18 protein-coding genes and 14 tRNA genes are annotated in these 15,082 nt (G+C 45.4%); 5 read left to right on the top strand and 27 right to left on the bottom strand.

Annotated elements, in window-relative coordinates:
• Nucleotides 1-49: 49 nt before the first annotated feature.
• The 4 genes from QT979_RS04730 to QT979_RS04715 form a co-directional block, all read right to left on the bottom strand.
• On the bottom strand, nucleotides 50-616 hold the full coding sequence (locus QT979_RS04730) for a DUF924 family protein (protein ID WP_333209088.1): 567 nt from the start codon (nucleotides 614-616) through the stop codon (nucleotides 50-52).
• Between the two features lie 289 nt (nucleotides 617-905).
• A complete protein-coding gene (locus QT979_RS04725) occupies nucleotides 906-1,352 on the bottom strand; it encodes a peptidoglycan-binding domain-containing protein (protein WP_333209086.1) in 447 nt (148 codons plus the stop codon).
• 40 nt (nucleotides 1,353-1,392) lie between these two features.
• A complete protein-coding gene (locus tag QT979_RS04720; protein ID WP_333209085.1) occupies nucleotides 1,393-2,031 on the bottom strand; it encodes a ThiF family adenylyltransferase in 639 nt (212 codons plus the stop codon).
• A gap of 40 nt (nucleotides 2,032-2,071) precedes the next feature.
• Complete coding sequence (locus tag QT979_RS04715) at nucleotides 2,072-2,899, bottom strand: hypothetical protein (RefSeq protein WP_333308403.1); 828 nt, start codon at nucleotides 2,897-2,899, stop codon at nucleotides 2,072-2,074.
• A 152-nt stretch (nucleotides 2,900-3,051) separates the two neighbouring features.
• Between QT979_RS04715 and QT979_RS04710 the strand changes: the two genes are divergently transcribed.
• Nucleotides 3,052-3,444 carry a DUF4189 domain-containing protein gene (locus tag QT979_RS04710; protein ID WP_333082037.1) on the top strand — a complete coding sequence of 131 codons (393 nt, stop codon included), beginning with the start codon at nucleotides 3,052-3,054 and terminating at the stop codon, nucleotides 3,442-3,444.
• Nucleotides 3,445-3,587: 143 nt separating this feature from the next.
• Here the strand turns inward: QT979_RS04710 and QT979_RS04705 are convergent, their stop codons facing one another.
• Nucleotides 3,588-3,929 (bottom strand): hypothetical protein, encoded by a 342-nt coding sequence (locus QT979_RS04705; protein WP_333209081.1) that lies wholly within the window; start codon nucleotides 3,927-3,929, stop codon nucleotides 3,588-3,590.
• A 471-nt stretch (nucleotides 3,930-4,400) separates the two neighbouring features.
• Between QT979_RS04705 and QT979_RS04700 the strand changes: the two genes are divergently transcribed.
• Nucleotides 4,401-4,667 carry a DUF433 domain-containing protein gene (locus tag QT979_RS04700; protein WP_333209079.1) on the top strand — a complete coding sequence of 89 codons (267 nt, stop codon included), beginning with the start codon at nucleotides 4,401-4,403 and terminating at the stop codon, nucleotides 4,665-4,667.
• A 74-nt stretch (nucleotides 4,668-4,741) separates the two neighbouring features.
• Here QT979_RS04700 and QT979_RS04695 read toward each other — a convergent pair whose 3' ends face one another.
• From QT979_RS04695 to QT979_RS04655, 9 genes are all read right to left on the bottom strand, one after another.
• A complete protein-coding gene (locus QT979_RS04695) occupies nucleotides 4,742-5,065 on the bottom strand; it encodes a type II toxin-antitoxin system prevent-host-death family antitoxin (RefSeq protein ID WP_333209077.1) in 324 nt (107 codons plus the stop codon).
• Nucleotides 5,066-5,112: 47 nt separating this feature from the next.
• A complete protein-coding gene (locus tag QT979_RS04690) occupies nucleotides 5,113-5,400 on the bottom strand; it encodes a Txe/YoeB family addiction module toxin (protein WP_333209076.1) in 288 nt (95 codons plus the stop codon).
• A 101-nt stretch (nucleotides 5,401-5,501) separates the two neighbouring features.
• A complete protein-coding gene (locus QT979_RS04685) occupies nucleotides 5,502-6,941 on the bottom strand; it encodes a hypothetical protein (protein WP_333308399.1) in 1,440 nt (479 codons plus the stop codon).
• A gap of 211 nt (nucleotides 6,942-7,152) precedes the next feature.
• Nucleotides 7,153-7,638 carry a hypothetical protein gene (locus QT979_RS04680; protein WP_333308397.1) on the bottom strand — a complete coding sequence of 162 codons (486 nt, stop codon included), beginning with the start codon at nucleotides 7,636-7,638 and terminating at the stop codon, nucleotides 7,153-7,155.
• 130 nt (nucleotides 7,639-7,768) lie between these two features.
• Nucleotides 7,769-7,841, bottom strand: a tRNA-Lys gene (locus tag QT979_RS04675).
• Between the two features lie 210 nt (nucleotides 7,842-8,051).
• Nucleotides 8,052-8,252, bottom strand: a complete 201-nt coding sequence (locus tag QT979_RS04670) for a hypothetical protein (protein ID WP_333209070.1) — start codon at nucleotides 8,250-8,252, stop codon at nucleotides 8,052-8,054.
• A gap of 751 nt (nucleotides 8,253-9,003) precedes the next feature.
• Nucleotides 9,004-9,966 carry a GNAT family N-acetyltransferase gene (locus tag QT979_RS04665; protein ID WP_333308395.1) on the bottom strand — a complete coding sequence of 321 codons (963 nt, stop codon included), beginning with the start codon at nucleotides 9,964-9,966 and terminating at the stop codon, nucleotides 9,004-9,006.
• A gap of 227 nt (nucleotides 9,967-10,193) precedes the next feature.
• Nucleotides 10,194-10,267, bottom strand: a tRNA-Lys gene (locus QT979_RS04660).
• A 197-nt stretch (nucleotides 10,268-10,464) separates the two neighbouring features.
• Complete coding sequence (locus QT979_RS04655) at nucleotides 10,465-11,037, bottom strand: dihydrofolate reductase family protein (protein ID WP_333209066.1); 573 nt, start codon at nucleotides 11,035-11,037, stop codon at nucleotides 10,465-10,467.
• Between the two features lie 237 nt (nucleotides 11,038-11,274).
• Here QT979_RS04655 and QT979_RS04650 point away from each other — a divergent pair, with 237 nt between their 5' ends.
• A complete protein-coding gene (locus QT979_RS04650; RefSeq protein WP_333203442.1) occupies nucleotides 11,275-11,439 on the top strand; it encodes a ribbon-helix-helix domain-containing protein in 165 nt (54 codons plus the stop codon).
• A gap of 77 nt (nucleotides 11,440-11,516) precedes the next feature.
• Nucleotides 11,517-11,747: a hypothetical protein gene (locus tag QT979_RS04645; protein WP_333308393.1), complete on the top strand. Its 231-nt coding sequence runs from the start codon at nucleotides 11,517-11,519 to the stop codon at nucleotides 11,745-11,747.
• Nucleotides 11,748-12,292: 545 nt separating this feature from the next.
• Here QT979_RS04645 and QT979_RS04640 read toward each other — a convergent pair.
• From QT979_RS04640 to QT979_RS04600, 9 genes are all read right to left on the bottom strand, one after another.
• A tRNA-Ser gene (locus QT979_RS04640) sits at nucleotides 12,293-12,375 on the bottom strand.
• A gap of 4 nt (nucleotides 12,376-12,379) precedes the next feature.
• Nucleotides 12,380-12,453: transfer RNA gene (locus QT979_RS04635), tRNA-His, on the bottom strand.
• Between the two features lie 5 nt (nucleotides 12,454-12,458).
• Nucleotides 12,459-12,531, bottom strand: a tRNA-Ala gene (locus QT979_RS04630).
• Nucleotides 12,532-12,578: 47 nt separating this feature from the next.
• A tRNA-Ala gene (locus QT979_RS04625) sits at nucleotides 12,579-12,655 on the bottom strand.
• 7 nt (nucleotides 12,656-12,662) lie between these two features.
• Nucleotides 12,663-12,736 (bottom strand) — tRNA-Arg (locus QT979_RS04620).
• 335 nt (nucleotides 12,737-13,071) lie between these two features.
• Nucleotides 13,072-13,144, bottom strand: a tRNA-Arg gene (locus QT979_RS04615).
• 82 nt (nucleotides 13,145-13,226) lie between these two features.
• Nucleotides 13,227-13,298, bottom strand: a tRNA-Gly gene (locus QT979_RS04610).
• Between the two features lie 59 nt (nucleotides 13,299-13,357).
• A tRNA-Gly gene (locus QT979_RS04605) sits at nucleotides 13,358-13,428 on the bottom strand.
• 44 nt (nucleotides 13,429-13,472) lie between these two features.
• Nucleotides 13,473-13,916: a retroviral-like aspartic protease family protein gene (locus tag QT979_RS04600; RefSeq protein ID WP_333101624.1), complete on the bottom strand. Its 444-nt coding sequence runs from the start codon at nucleotides 13,914-13,916 to the stop codon at nucleotides 13,473-13,475.
• A 103-nt stretch (nucleotides 13,917-14,019) separates the two neighbouring features.
• Here QT979_RS04600 and QT979_RS04595 point away from each other — a divergent pair, with 103 nt between their 5' ends.
• Entirely contained in the window at nucleotides 14,020-14,625 is a 606-nt protein-coding gene (locus tag QT979_RS04595) for a macro domain-containing protein (RefSeq protein WP_333209063.1), read from the top strand.
• A 20-nt stretch (nucleotides 14,626-14,645) separates the two neighbouring features.
• On the opposite strand, the gene QT979_RS04590 is transcribed toward QT979_RS04595, so the two are convergent.
• From QT979_RS04590 to QT979_RS04575, 4 genes are all read right to left on the bottom strand, one after another.
• A tRNA-Thr gene (locus tag QT979_RS04590) sits at nucleotides 14,646-14,717 on the bottom strand.
• A gap of 5 nt (nucleotides 14,718-14,722) precedes the next feature.
• A tRNA-Met gene (locus QT979_RS04585) sits at nucleotides 14,723-14,801 on the bottom strand.
• A gap of 11 nt (nucleotides 14,802-14,812) precedes the next feature.
• A tRNA-Leu gene (locus QT979_RS04580) sits at nucleotides 14,813-14,886 on the bottom strand.
• A gap of 122 nt (nucleotides 14,887-15,008) precedes the next feature.
• Nucleotides 15,009-15,081 (bottom strand) — tRNA-Pro (locus QT979_RS04575).
• Nucleotide 15,082 lies beyond the last annotated feature (1 nt).

The raw sequence follows: 15,082 nt of genomic DNA, 5'->3' as shown, positions 1-15,082 counted from the left end.
CTCTACAACCTCGAATATATCAGAACGATCGAGATTTTGCGATCGCCCTTTAAAATCCAGAACCGGGTTGTTTGAGAAATTCCGCTTCTTCGGGGGTTGTTTCGCGTCCTAGAATTTCATTGCGGTGGGGAAATCTCCCAAAACGTTCGATTATTTCCAAATGCTTCTGCGCGTATTCAATGACTGAATCGCTGTCAGGTTCGCCGCTGAGTTGGCGAAATAGTTCCACAGATTTTTGCTGGTTTTCTAATTTTTCGCTGTGTTCAAAAGGCAGATAAATAAACCATTTTTGTACAGTAACCAATTCGCGATCGAAGTTATGATTAATAGCGTATTCGGCGGTGGCTAAAGCTTTGCTGTCTGTGGCGAATGCTTGGGGCGTTCCGCGAAACATATTGCGCGGAAATTGATCGAGCAGTATAATTAATGCTAGGCAGTATTCGGGGGAATCTTGCCATGAGTCGAGTTGACCGGAGGCGGCTAGTTCGTATTGCGGGAGAAAGCCCGATCGCACTTCTGCATCAAAATCCGCATCTTTTTCAAACCATTTCTTGTGGACTTTGCCAAACTCAGGAGAGTGCGCTCGACCAAACCAAAAATCTAAAACTTCATTCATTACCAATCTAGTGTGCGATTGATTCTTGATGGGAATTTAGGTATCTGTAGTTGCACAAAATCTACTTAATATGCAACTACAAATCCCAGGGATTAATTATTACCAAAGATGACTCCACCCAAACACAGGTATTTGCTTTCCGACGCTATCGAGGGTCGAGAAAAAAAATTAGATTACAGAGTTTAAGCTTCCAGATTCATCTGTTATCGAGTAAATCTAAAATCTAAAATCTAAAATCTAAAATCTAAAATCGACTGACTTAGGAACCTTTGTTGTCCAGTGCTTAAATTTACGAACTAGCAAACAATCTGTCCCAAGTTTTGCCTCCCACAACTCCGTCTACAGGAATATGAGCTTGCCGCTGAAATCTTTTCACTGCATCTTCGGTTGTCGGACCGAAAACGCCATCAATTACGATCGGGTGTCGGGACAAGCCCCGCGCGTTCAACAACTTTTGCAGTTTCTTCACATCGTGCCCTTTCGAGCCACATTTTAAAATCCTTTTATGGTGTCTTACTACTGGTTCGTGGCAATCATTAGTGGGGCAAATTGCGCTGCCCGCTGTATAGTTTGCTGCATTTGCGCCAGTCAAAACTAATAAGCCCAGAACTGCAAGTAAATAATAAAAAGTCTGCGATCCAACCATACTTTCCCTGTTAATTTTCTCAAGCGTTTTTTGCAAGTTGGACGATTGTTTGAGGGTGAGAAACCGGGTTTCTGGGATGGGGGCATCCAATCTCGATTCACCTGGTTTCTGGCAACAGTCAACCGACATTCTACAATATAAGTGGCTTTACTGCAAAATCTCCGATCGTGCAAGTTAAATTTTGTTGCTGTTTGGTAGCAGCAAAGGTAACAATAACTTCGCAGGCAACTGCAACTGTCAGGATTACCAAGTTTCGCGCCAGCGGGTAATCGCAAACGTCATCATTCGTCGCTGAAGGAACCCGATAGTGTTGGTTCCAAATTATTTCGGAGTAATCGGCAGCTAATCCGACGTGCACGCAGGGAAGGGAGACACTCGCACAGTAATCCTTGACTGCTTGCCGCCCGACACTGTTATCAAAAGTATCGATGATTGTGGCGCTGTTGGCAAGCAGCCGATCGACATTTGCGGGTGTCAATTCTTTTGAGTGCGCGTCAATGCTGACTCCCAAAGCGCGGTAGAGGTTGTTGGCGAGAATTTTGGCTTTGAATGCGCCGATGTCCGATCGATAATAGGGTTGAGTGGAAAGGTTGCGTTCCTCGATGCGATCGCGATCGATGACTTTTAACTGACAAAAGCCCGATCGCGCCAGACTTTCTGTAATATTCGCACCCAAAGCGCCCGCGCCGCACACCGTTACCGGGAAATTTTTGATCTGCGACATCACTGCGGCACTTCTGTAAAGTTGTTCGTGAAAAAATATACTCATGGTCAGTAGTCAGTAGTCAGTAGTCAGTAGTCATTATTTCCTATCTATCTTCAACTACTCCAACTAATGATTGCAAGTCGAAGTCTTTGTCCAATCCGCTGAGACAAATGCCAGCACTCATAACTGTCAAGTCATTTTTGGCGATCGCAGAAGTGTGGTGTTCTCCTGTTCCGCTAGTCCATTCAACTAGCCAATAATTTTCGCGATCGAAAAAATCCCGCAATTCACCGCCTCCCATTTTCAACGCCCGCTGCAAGCGCTTTTCTTCCCGCACTTTCGGATCGAAACCTTTAATATTTCGGGACACCAATTCGTAAACTGTTCGCATTTCCGGTGTCATCCCTTTGAAGCGAACTTCTTGAGGCAAAATCAACTTTCTTAAAGCTGCTTTCAACTTTTCAGATGGCAGCGGATCGGCGCGCCTGTCAATCTCTTCAAACCACAAACAATGACCGTCCCACCGCGCAACAATCGGCTCAAATTGCGAACCTTCAGTTACTAAATGAACTGGTACGGGTTTCGCAACACCTGTGCGCTGTTTAGCATCAGATTCGTTAACAGGATAAGCCAGCCAACTTTGCCCTTGCAGCACACAAGCCAAGTGCAAGCGAACAGGTACGAGCAGTTGCAAATACTCGGCCACTTGCGGCAAAATCGGCTCCTCAATTACCGCAACAATTTTCTCATTTACTGGCGCAAAAATAGCCCATCCTTCAAAGTTGCGTGGCTGCGGTTGAAAAGTATAAACCATTGAGCTAACTCTTATCCGCACGCTTCCCCCGCGCACGCAGGGAGCCAGGAATTGGGTATCGAGTAGTTGCCCTTCTTTGGCCGCAAGTTGGCTGAGAATTCTGCGAATATCTGCCAATGGATTGACCTCCGTAATCTTACTTATTGTACATAACGCACTTTTAATTAAAGCCACTACAAAGAATTGTAAACACTCTTGACACGAATGAATATCCTAATATAATATTGAGCGAGGATAGAATTTTAACCTTGTAAATATCTCAAGTAAATATGCTGCCAAAGCTTTTTTCTAAGTTGGTTGTAGTGACAGCTCTGACACTTCCTATTTTGGGGTCAGCCCAGGTAGCTAAAGCTCAGACCACCTATGGAGCTACTGCTTATTCTGCGACTTCTGGCGCCACTGGTATTAGTTGGAATCATGATTCACAGAGAGGCGCACTAAACGCAGCAGTAGCCGCTTGCAATGAAGAAACAGGAGGTGCTGACGACTGTGAAGCGCTGACCTATAATACCAATAATTGTGGAGCGATCGCATTAGGCGAAGGAGGAGCAGGTGCGGGCTGGGGTGACGACAAATCAGCAGCAGAAGCTCAAGCTCTCGCCGCTTGCAGCGAACTAGAGGGTGGCCGTTGTAAAGTGAAGCTTTCAGCTTGCAACGAATAATTAAACTGATAAAAATCGGTCGGAGTTGTTTATATTTTCGCTGGTAAAACAGCTTATAAAATGGTAAGTGTAAAGTGCTCTTCGGCGCACCTTCCACTTACCATTCGGCTAAACGTAGGGTGCTATCAGAGCGCACCTTACAGTTAATCTCCTACTTCGGAAGTAACTGCATCAGGTGGCAGCAAACTTTCTAATCTATCTTTAGACCAGTATTCAGTAGGATAAGCGAGTGCAATAATATCAGAGAGTCGAATCAGCCACGTAACTTGTCCGTAAGCATCGATATTTTCCGCCTGTTCGTTAGGGGGGACTATCACCAAAAGTTCCACGAAGTCCGCAAACAAATTAATCGGGATGCCGCCAAAACTGCTATTATTTGTTTTAATCCAAACTTTGCTGCCTCGATCGAGAGCTTCTTGCAGTCTGGTGCAAAGCAAACTGGATTTTTTGACCTGGGATTTTTTGGCTTTCGACTTTTTTCCCATAGTTTTAAGAAGTTAAAGTAGTTGTATTGTGGGTTGCACAGTTCGTTGAACCGTGGGTTGAGATTTAGTGCGATCCTCTTCGTTGGCGTAGCCCCCGTAGGGGCGGGCTTTCTTTCGGATCGCAACGCTTTCGCTAACGCGGTTTGGTATTGAAACGGACAAAAGGAAAAAGGGCGATCGCCCCCTCGCTACCCCATTACTCTAGTCTATAAGAAAGTGCTGTACTGCGATCGTAATAACAATTTAATCGCAAAATCGGGAAATGACACCAGTTCGCAAAAAATGCGACTCTAGCCAAGGTTCAAACCCTTAATTCATCAGTGATGCCCAATCTAAAATCTAAAATCTAAAATCTAAAATGGTAGGACCTGCGGTGGCACTGTTACAAAGTCAGTCCACAAGACCCGTGTTTCTACTGTGCCCAAATGCAGTATAATTGGCGGAATCTTCCCCAATCGTTTAAGTAAAACAATGGACTGGCGAAAGCTCATTAATCCAAACCCGAAAGCTTCAACAAGTCAACCAGCAGCCCCAGAAACTCGATTGTCTGTAGAATTTTTGCTAGGGCTCTTTGCTGCGGGATGGACTCAACAGCAGGTGTTAGAGAAATATCCTGCACTGACTGAGGGAAAGTTGCGCGCTGCTTTGGCTGCTGCTGATTCCCAGTTACTGTCATCCATCGCTAATCCAGAATTACAAGAAATTATCGCAGAAGGAAGAAGAAAGAAGTCGATGTGAAAATGCAATAATACGAATCGCTTGAGGAAAGGCAGTCGGGAGTTTGGGAATAAAGGGCGATCGGATTCCTCACTCTATGAGTTTACTCTCATTTGTAGGATTTTTTCAGTATCATTCTCTTCATCAAGCCCAAATTTTTTGCAAACTTCATCGAGTGTCTGAGGTTGAATGACTCTTGCTTTAGCTCTTTTTAATGCTGTAAACAAACGAGTTGCATTTGCAGGCGACCTCAGCAAATAAAGCGTTTCTAGCAAACTTTCTAATTCTGCCTCAGAAATCAAAACGGCATTTTTGCCGCTAGGCCTAGTAATAACTATTACTTCCCCAGTTTCAACAGCGCGATTACAGAGATTTTCTAAATTTGCTTCTGCTTCAGTGTATGTAATCTCAGTTGACATAAAATTCTAACTCCGACTAATTTAATGACTCAACTTTTCTCACTTTACTAATAGTGATAGCGCCCTTTCAGAAAATCAATACGGTCCTCACTTACTAAATAAACAATACGATGTTCTTTATTCAAGCGACGCGACCACGCGCCCGAAAACTCGTATTTCAAGGGTTCCGGCTTGCCAATGCCTTCAAACGGGTCTCGCAGAATTTCTCTGACCATTTTGATTAAGCGTAACGCCATCTTGCGGTCAGTTTGTACCCAATATTCTAGGTCTTCTAAAAACTCCGGCTGAAAAACGGCCTGACGTTCTACGCGATCGCTCTCACCCTCAGCACTCATCTGGCAAACCCTGAATCATTTTTTCAATTTTATGCTCCCTCCTAGAAAAAATAAAGTGAGCATTGGCCGCAAGCTTAACTCACGAGCCATGCTCAATTATATCACTTGTCATCCCTCACAGGCAGCGACGTGTCCATAATTTCCATCAACAATTCCAGTCGCGAAGGACGACTCAACATCGGCACTAAATTCGGCAAGGAGTAATAATCACCTGCAAAGGTAAAGGTTTCCACCGATACTTTTTTGTCCTTCAATTGCTTCTGGACATATTCGCACCAAGAACCAACTCGCACAATCACAACATCAGGATCTACCCCCAAACTGCGGCAGTAATTCTGATAAGCATCTGCAAAATAAGGTGCAGCATTTTCGCCTTCATCTGTTACGATAATGAATTGCTCGACAACCTGCTTTTTAATTCGCATTGCTTCCACCGCGCAACCGCAACTTGTGCCGCCGCCGCTGCGAATGTGTTTGAAAGCGGCTTCCCAGTCTGTCAATTCGCTGCCGTTTGCTTGCACTGGATACGGTATCGTGTCAAAGGCATAAACGAACAGTGCAGCGTCGGAGATGCCCGAAATCAAAGCAGCGAGACGCTTGCCGACTTCGATCGCACTTTCCATCGAACCCGACTTGTCAATCAACAAACCGGTTGCTTTCGCAATCTTGCCGCGCTTCTTCACCTGTTCGTTTGTCACCGCTTCCAGCTTCGCCGCCGTTGCTGCGTCGAAGTTCGCGCCCGCGCCCGCAACACTCGCTTTGTAAGCAGAAACCCGATCGCACTTTGCCGCTTCATCCAGCTTCGAGTCAATCAACTGCTTAACTTCGGTGTGATCCATCGCGCCACGCGACTGAATCGATTTCAAATTGTTGATGACTTCCTGCGGCGACATCGAATTAATCAGCGCGGCCAAAACCGTTGGCGTTAGCTGTCTGATCGCACCAACTGCGATCGTATACGGAATCTTGTACTCAACAATCAAATTCGCCTGTTCCGCAGGTGTCGCCGCCTTTGCTAACTGCTTCAAAACGAATGCCAGAGAGTCTTCCGGCGGATTGTCTTTAAACAGGATAGCATTAGCGCGATCGCTCGGCTTGACGTGCAGCGTTGCGTACAAATGCTTCATCGCCTTGCGGTTGCGGATGGCGGCGCGATCGAAAAACTGTGCATTCTTTTCCCGCGATTTCAGATAGCGAGTGACAGCAGTGCGCGCGCTGCGGGGAACCTTATTCTGGTGCTGCTTCATAAAGTCCACAATCCGCGAAACCTCGTAGGGAGGGAACTCTTGCAGCATCATAAAACCGGCATCTCGGTGTTCCGTCAGCGCCGAAGTCAGCAAATTTCCGGCAAAAACTTCCTTGTGATCGCGCACGTCGCCGTGACGTTGATACCACACTGCTAAATGACCGTAAAATATTGGGTCTAATTCGATAATTAACTTGTGAATTTCTGCTACTTTTTCTAATTGACGGTGCGGAGTTGTGAGGAGACTGTTGAACATTTCCAAACGCAAATCGCGCTCTGCTGTATTCATATTCATTGGTGTTACCTTCCTATTCGATTTTGGATTTTGGATTTGATAAGTATTCAAAATCGGTGGTTGGCAGTTGTTGCACGCTAGCAAGTGAAATTTAAAAATCACCGCGCAAGTTTGGGGAGCTTTTTTTTAGTAAACCTATGGCTAAACCTAATAGGGTCTGTATGTAAGCTCTCGCGATTGGGGCGCGGCAAAAACTGCGATTTTAAATTAACTATTTCAGGGAAACTCTTTCTAATTCGATCGCTCTCAAGTCTGGTTCAACCCAGCTATTTCGGGCTTCCCAAGACATCAGCCGATCGCGCGTGTAGTAGCGAAATGGTAAATTGCGTGAAGCGGAGCTATCCCGTAGGGAATCGGCATATTTGGCAATCAAACCATTAGCCAGATATACGATCGAGCGATTTTGGCTTTCATCGGCGAGATATCGGCGAATAATTCGTACCCAAAACAGCGTTAGCGTTTCGTGATATCCACTGTTTTTTGTGGTTTCAATTCCTTGAACCGAGTTGAAACGTTTAATGCCATTGCGAATCGCATTTATCACTTCTTGCTCCGAGTCATAACACAGATACCACAGGGCAACAGTTAAATGTGCTTCGTGGGTCCATTGACTTCGCGACAGGTTGCCTTCTTGGAAGGCATGAATCAGACTGTCTATCTCCTTGGGCGATCGGTAAATTGCCAGTTTTTTTCTCATGGCTAATACCCAATTTATTTTTGAGGACGGAAGTCTTCAATACAAACAGGATTACTTAATTATTATCCTGAATTAACAACAAGAGTTTATAGCGCATAAAAAGTCACTTCGCGCAAGTTAAGAAAGCCATTGGCACATACGCAGGAGTTGAACCCGCGACCAGTCCCTTAAGAGGGAATTGCTCTACCAATGAGCTAGTATGTAAGCTTCCTTTGTTGGGGCGCCAAGTGGAACTTTTAAGCGCCGGATAGATATAACAAATTCAGCTATAAGAGGCAGCGCACAAGTCAGAGAAGCTTTAGCCTCACGGCAAGTAGGAATTGAACCTACAATTCGATTTTAAGTCGAACGTATCCAGTTTGTAAGCTTCTTTTGTTAGGGTGCGCTGCCTAATACGTGCTTTAAATGAATTTCTAGCCGTAAACAGCTTCTGGGCGGACAATTAAATCGCCGCTGGGACGGCGATCCAGAACGTAAGACTCGAAGCGATCGCCTTTGACATCAAAATGATTTGCTAGACGTTCCTTAATAGCCTTGTCGCTCATTCCTGCCGCGATACCCAGTTGGTCTTCTGCCAGATCGTAGGAACGTCCTTCAAAACGAATGTGAACCATCACCGATACCTCCTAGAGCAATTTTGGATTTGGGATTAGTAGCTTATCTGCTCTCGACTTTGGCTTTTTGTGAGACTTAGCAAATTGCCAGTATCGGTAAAGATTCACGAAATCTGATAATCTTTACTGAAAGAAGCGCCGTTCTAAATGATAAGCTTGTTTAATTTTGCGGATTTCCTCAGCCTTTTTGCTTGATTTAAATCTGGCTGAAATTGTCGGTTCTGAATCCGCATGAAATTCGTCGAAATTAGACTGATTTCGTACAATATCTGACTCTGCTCGAGTCAGTTTGTAACCGAACAGTCTCGTATAAAGTAACAACATGACCATCGAGTCTATATTACAAGACTTTCAAATTGATGTTCGTTGAAATTTTGAGCAATATTTAGTTGTCAACGTTCATAATTTGCACGAAAAATACAGGTTTTTGCTTGTCCTGAGCTTTCCATACTTATATACTACATACATACTACACAGGTGTCAAGGGGGTAGCAAAAGTTTTTTAGATAAAACTTACACGAGTGGCGAGAAACCGGGTTTTTTCACGAAAATATTTGGTTGCTACCCGCATATCCGGTAAAAAACCGGGTTTCTTGGGTCGGAGTGCGTAAGTCCTGAGATATTGCACCATTCTCAATAAGCTTTTTATGAATAGGCAAGATGCCTGTTCCACAAAGAGTGAATTTTCTTGTGGAACAGGCATCTTGCCTGTTCGTGAGAATGGTGCAAGATGTGAGTAAGTCCCTATCAATTAAATATCCTTAACATAAGAAATGCTCTTGCGAATATTGTGAAAGCCTACTGATTCGTAAAGCCGCAGCGCACCGCAGGAATTTTCAGCATCGACGCCGAGAATAGCCGTCTCGACACCGGCAGCTTTGAGTCGATGCAAACCAGCCAGCAACATTGCTCGTCCCAATCCAATTTTGCGGAAGCCGCGCCGCGTACCGAGAACACCAATCCAGCCTTCGTTTCTGCCGGTGCGATCGTTTTCATCGGGGTTAATTTCGCAGTAGCAAAAAGCGGCAAAAGTGCCGTCTGCTGCAACAGCGATCGAATCTAGATCGTTTCTATAATTGGGTAGAGTTGAATAGTAATTGGATTTCTCTACTGTAAAATCGTGGTGGTTCCAGTGGTCGATAAACGACTGGTTGAACATTTCTACCCAAGCTTCCGCATCCTGTTCGCAGGAGACTTGACGCAGCAAGAAACCTTCGGGAAATTGCGGTTCTGGGATTGGTTCACAGAGCGATCGCGCCATGCGGAAAAAATAGCGATCGGCCCTGAAACCGCAACTTGCGAGCACAGAAATGCGATCGCAATCCTCAGCGCGAGCCCAAGATCGCAGCTTCACGGGCGCGCTCCGCATCGCAGACACCTCGCGCATCCGCACTTCACCCCAGGCGATCGCGGCTGCTTCCACATCGCCGGATCGCGCGTCGGGGTGGACGCGAAACCACAGCCAACCGTCAATTACTTCCCCCGGTTCAGAAACCGACAACTGAGCAAAACCGATTAATTTTCCTTCCGCATCTTCCCAAAGGCGGATATCGCGGGCTTTGTCTAGGGACGGTTGGTTAAATTCTTGTTCTAATTCCGAGATGGAAGTACCTTCATCGAGCCGATCAACTTCTTCGCAAGTATTGATTAAATGTGCGATCGCATCTAAATCGCGATCGCCCCCATAGCAGCGCGTCGAGAGACTTGCCATCATAGCTAATCACCATTTCCTGTCGTTATTCAGTTTAAAAATAGCTTGGGCGATCGCACTTTTATCGATCGGGCGGGTCGATTGACCTTAAAAATCCGAAAACGCAAACACTCACTGTAATCCAACCGCTACCGCCCTTGGCTGCTATCGTGAGCGAAAAATGGGCTAAAAGCGACATACTAGAGACAGTTTAAAGTCTCAAAGCCTTGTGAATAGTAGGTTATTGGGGATGGGAGTAGAAGGACTTGAACCTTCGACCTTGAGATTAAGAGTCACCTGCTCTAACCAACTGAGCTATACTCCCGCATCTAAGCTATTATAACACAACCGTTCTGAAAAATCAACTTTTTTTGTAAAAATTTGTGGCGATCGGTCTGACTCAACATTGAAATAGAGAAAATACCGCATACAATTTTTGTGTAATTCCTAGAAGATCATTTTGTAGTAAGGACTTCAGTCTTTTTTCGCCCGCAGTAATTGCAACTAATAAAGTCCTTATCGCTAATGCTTCACTCGATAATGAAGCAACATGAAACCGTTGCTGTAGATTTTGCGATCGGCAACTTCCAAATTGGTCGGCTCGATTGCACCGGAAAAAAGAGGAATTCCCGCTCCAATTACTACCGGATTCAACTTCACAATCATCTCGTCAATCTCAGAAAAAAGAGTTGCCGCTAAAGCCCCACCACCGCACAGCCAGATGTCTTTAGCTGTTTCTTTTTTCAATTCCCTAACAAATGCAACAGGATTGTCCGCAACAAGTTGAATATTCTCATCAGGACTGGCTTCCATAGTGCGCGAAAATACATACTGCTTCAAGCTGGGATAAGGATTAGTTACACCAACATTTAGCCCTACCTCATAGGTTTTCCGTCCCATCAAAACCGCATCAAACTGCTTGTTTTCTGCACGAATGCCTCGTGCTTCCTGAAAGTGAGCCGGAAAAGTTTCAGGAAAGGAATCGAACAAATCAGCGAAATGCTCTCCTTCCATGGGAAAACAATCAAATGAGCCATCTTCGCGAGCAATAAACCCGTCAACGGTGCAAGCAACGTAATATTTTAGTTTTCTCATGTTTCACCTTATTTTATTAAGTTGTTTGGTTACTGCTTGTTTCTGAATGTAACTAATATATCCAATCGCTCCCTTGGTTAGAGATTTGCGATCGACCTTTTTATTTGTTAGCGCACAGTTTCGCAGCAGCAGCCATTTTATCGCGCTGCGCCCGCATCCCTACAGACGATCAGAGCAAAGCGCGATCGGTACTCGGAAAGAGGATAAGCTGATGTCAACTAAACATGACTGCTTGAAATGGCTGACAAAGAAGAGACTGCTGTGATCAAAGTCACAGTTCCCAAGCGTTTGCACGAAAAACTGAGAAACATCTCCCAGCAGACAGGAGTTCCTATGTCCACTCTGCTAGTCATGGCGGCTATCAAGGAATACAACCTCGTGGAGGAAACTGAAACTAAGTAACTAATAGCATACTGTAAGTACCCTTGAAAGGTACTATATGGTACAATCCAGGAATAGTCAACCCTGGAGGTGTGCTTGTGAATAAAGAAGAACTCGAAGCCCTTGTCGATGAACTCGGCTTAGTGTCAGTCGTCAGCCTGCTGGCAAATATCTGCCACAACAAAGCCCGACAAACCTTGTGCCTGAAAGGACAAGGGGCTACTCCTTATACCGCTTGGAACAGCAATGGCTTCTTGCTGAAGCAGTTGATGACCAGACTGCGGCCAATCGGCAGCTACGATCGCGATTTAGACCTCAAGAACAACTGAGGTTCTGAGGTTCAACCCGTGCAAGTGCGTAAAGCATTGGTTTTGGTCGGTTAACAGCCGAGTATGTATGCTTTAACTGTTAGGGCACGGGTTGAAACTCTTCGATTTGGACTTGAACCTTGAATGGAGAGGACGGGACTCGAACCCGCATCAATCGACAGCAACTTTCAGGAAACGCGCTTCCTTACTGCCCGCAAGCAGACGGGAACTGCCCCCATCTCGGACTGTTAGTTCCTTTCAGTGCCTCCGCAACCCGCTGCCAGTTTGCGTTTTCAGGGAACGTCGCGAAGCAACTTTTTACCCTACTCAACAAACCCGATCGTCCTTTTGGGAGCCGCTTTTCCAAAGTTTTTACGGTGCCATTCCACTTAGGTGACCTCCCCATAATTTTGCTCGCTGTATGATAGTAAATCTCGTGAAAATAATTAACCATAATTCTCCCTTATTTATATATAAAATCATAAGAAATCCACCGAGGAGGTACTGCCCCTCCTATCCCCGCGTTATCAGCACGGTGTCTCGCTTTTCGACTTCCGGTGGTTAAAAGGAAGATGAAGGAATCGAACCCTTACAGTTACCTGTACCCCAGTTTTCAAGACTGGTTGCCAACCATTTAGCGGCATCTTCCAAGGGGTGTCTGACGGGGATTGAACCCGCTATTACTGGTTCCACAAACCAGCGCCGCGACCGCTTTGGCTTCAGACACCGCAGTGGAATCAAGGAGAATCGAACTCCTAACCTCTTGCGTGCAAAGCAAGCGCTCTACCAATTGAGCTATGACCCCGGGTAAAAGATTCACCTGTCGAGTAAATCTAAAATCTAAAATTGGTGTGGTGGATTGCGATCGGATTTGAACCGATATCTTTCTAACAGCCAGTTAGATGCTTTACCAATTAAGCTACGAACCCCAGACAGCAGGAGCGGTAGGACTCGAACCCACAACATTCGAGGTAGAAGCTCGACACTCTATCCACTTGAGTTACACTCCCGTATTTTTTGTTGATTTGTACGATTCCCTACGGGATAGCTGCGCTTCACGCACTTTGACGTGCAAGTTATCAGAGCATTGCGTTTTCTCAGTTACTAGAGGGACTGGGCCGATGAGTTATTACACACTCTTTAAAGGATGGCTACCTTTAAGCCAACCTGCCGGGTTCAATGCACTCCTCGTTCTCAAACGCCCGCTGAATTTGACAGCGTTACCTTTCCTCTCGTACTAAAGTATGTAGGCTCCAAAGATAGGGACACGCAAAGGGCGATCGCTCTTACTAGAAAAAATTATCCATTCAATGGAATCAACCTCCTTAAATTAAAGCAAAAACAACGAGAGTGGCAGGACTTGAACCCACAACATCCGCGTCCGAAGCGCGGCGCTCTATCCATTGAGCTACACTCCCATAAATTAGTAGTCCTGACAGGAGATTACCCCGCGTCTGCTTGTAAGGCAAACGCTCTACCATCGAAGCTCAGGACTACAAAAGCGGATGATGGGACTCGAACCCATGCGCTGAGAATGGCATACTCAGATGCTAGCCGCTACATGACATCCGCAAACCGATTTTAGATTGGAAATTTGAGATTTTGGATTGAAAAAACCTCTCGTTTAGCCAAGCGGATAACGAGGCTCGAACTCGTGCCTAGAGTTTGGAAGACTCGAATGCTACCGTTACACCATATCCGCAATTAGTTTAGCGATTGTATCTCTTTAACCTCAACATACAGCCTTTACAAAATTGTCAAGTAAGTTTGCGTTGGACTGATGGGTAAAGTTACTAATCGCTGATTTTTTAAATCTAATTCAATTCCCAGGGCTTCGAGAGGAATCACGCCTAATAAAGGATTCATACCTCCGGGCAATTCCAAACACTCAAACGTGCCTTCGCGTCCTACTAAAGAAATTTTAGCATCCTGAAAAATTCTGGCTTTACCAATGCCATTAGCAGTCTCTACATCCACTTCTTTGAGCAATTCTAAACCGAGTTGTGCAATGATACTTGCAGGCAAACACAATGTTGTTGCACCTGTATCAACTAGCACATTATTTAGAGTGACTGAACGGATTTGGTCGGAAGGCATAAATCCTCTGGCTGCGACATTTTGATCGGCGCGGTTAGTCACGGTGAGTGTGGTAATAATTTTTCCCATTGAGGTGTTGTCAGTTGCTAGCATAGTTTAACCTTGAACTACTCAACCTCAATTATGACAAGTTTTTGGAAAAATGAGTACGATCGTCCTTAGCTATTTGCTAAACTAGCGTTCGGAGATAAAACACATGAAACTTATACTTACAGCACCAAATCCCGAACTATTCGCGGCATTCCAAGAACATTTTTTCTACTTACCCAATCTCGAAATTACCAACAAATGTTTCGAGGATTTAACCGAGTATGACTGTTTGGTGAGTCCCGCTAATTCATTTGGCATGATGGATGGCGGTATCGACGCAGCTATCGTTAGTTTTTTCGGTCATTCTCTGATGGTTAGGGTTCAGCAGCATATCTTGGAAGACTATTTAGGCGAACAACCAGTTGGCACGTCATTCATCATCGAAACTCACCATCCCAAACATCCTTTTCTCGCTCATACTCCCACCATGCGCGTACCTATGTCTGTTGTGGGTACAGACGTTCCGTATGTGGCAATGTGGGCAATGCTATTAACAATTCGGCGCTACAATCGACACGCAGAACGTAAAATTGAGAGTGTCGTTTGTCCGGGTTTAGGAACGGGGATAGGCAGAGTTCCTTATCGCGAAGCCGCGCGGCAAATGGCGCTGGCTTACGACTATTTTGTTTATCCCACGCCGTATGTAAACTGTTTTGTTGCCGCAGAACGACAACTGCAAATTTGGGAAGGTGGCGATCGCAATTCTGGCTAAATAGCGATCGTATTTTCCCAAGCAGGTGACAGGAGTTGAACCTGCAAGAAAGCTTTACAAGAGCCTCATGTTGCCAATTACATCACACCTGCATTTTTGGTTGCGGGGGCAGGAGTTGAACCTGCTATTAAGAGGCTTATGAGACCTCCAAGCCTACCCAGGCTACTTCACCCGCGATGTCACCAAATACCCCTGACTGGCATCGAACCAGCACTAACTAGATCCTAAGTCTAGCGCCTCTACCAATTGGGCTACAGGGGCAAAACGGATTTTAGATTTTAGATTTTAGATTGAATAAAACCTAATACCCCTGACAGGCGTCGAACCTGTAAGACGCTCATTCTGAGTAAGCGATGTTTTCCAATTAAATCACAGGGGCAAAGTCGGGATGGTTGGATTTGAACCAACGACTCCATGCTCCCAAAGCATGGCTTCTGGCCGCTGAATTACATCCCGT

It is taken from the genome of Microcoleus sp. w2-18bC1, assembly GCF_036700365.1.
GTDB lineage: Bacteria > Cyanobacteriota > Cyanobacteriia > Cyanobacteriales > Microcoleaceae > Microcoleus.
The sequence above is the reverse complement of the archived record's forward strand: the minus strand, read 5'-3'. Positions and strand labels throughout refer to the sequence as shown.

Coding starts and splice junctions, on each gene's coding strand:
- QT979_RS04730 (WP_333209088.1), bottom strand. CDS start 616: ATGAATGAAGTTTTAGATTTTTGGTTTGGTCGAGCGCACTCTCCTGAG.
- QT979_RS04720 (WP_333209085.1), bottom strand. CDS start 2,031: ATGAGTATATTTTTTCACGAACAACTTTACAGAAGTGCCGCAGTGATG.
- QT979_RS04710 (WP_333082037.1), top strand. CDS start 3,052: ATGCTGCCAAAGCTTTTTTCTAAGTTGGTTGTAGTGACAGCTCTGACA.
- QT979_RS04705 (WP_333209081.1), bottom strand. CDS start 3,929: ATGGGAAAAAAGTCGAAAGCCAAAAAATCCCAGGTCAAAAAATCCAGT.
- QT979_RS04700 (WP_333209079.1), top strand. CDS start 4,401: ATGGACTGGCGAAAGCTCATTAATCCAAACCCGAAAGCTTCAACAAGT.
- QT979_RS04695 (WP_333209077.1), bottom strand. CDS start 5,065: ATGTCAACTGAGATTACATACACTGAAGCAGAAGCAAATTTAGAAAAT.
- QT979_RS04690 (WP_333209076.1), bottom strand. CDS start 5,400: ATGAGTGCTGAGGGTGAGAGCGATCGCGTAGAACGTCAGGCCGTTTTT.
- QT979_RS04685 (WP_333308399.1), bottom strand. CDS start 6,941: ATGAATATGAATACAGCAGAGCGCGATTTGCGTTTGGAAATGTTCAAC.
- QT979_RS04680 (WP_333308397.1), bottom strand. CDS start 7,638: ATGAGAAAAAAACTGGCAATTTACCGATCGCCCAAGGAGATAGACAGT.
- QT979_RS04670 (WP_333209070.1), bottom strand. CDS start 8,252: ATGGTTCACATTCGTTTTGAAGGACGTTCCTACGATCTGGCAGAAGAC.
- QT979_RS04665 (WP_333308395.1), bottom strand. CDS start 9,966: ATGATGGCAAGTCTCTCGACGCGCTGCTATGGGGGCGATCGCGATTTA.
- QT979_RS04655 (WP_333209066.1), bottom strand. CDS start 11,037: ATGAGAAAACTAAAATATTACGTTGCTTGCACCGTTGACGGGTTTATT.
- QT979_RS04650 (WP_333203442.1), top strand. CDS start 11,275: ATGGCTGACAAAGAAGAGACTGCTGTGATCAAAGTCACAGTTCCCAAG.
- QT979_RS04600 (WP_333101624.1), bottom strand. CDS start 13,916: ATGCTAGCAACTGACAACACCTCAATGGGAAAAATTATTACCACACTC.
- QT979_RS04595 (WP_333209063.1), top strand. CDS start 14,020: ATGAAACTTATACTTACAGCACCAAATCCCGAACTATTCGCGGCATTC.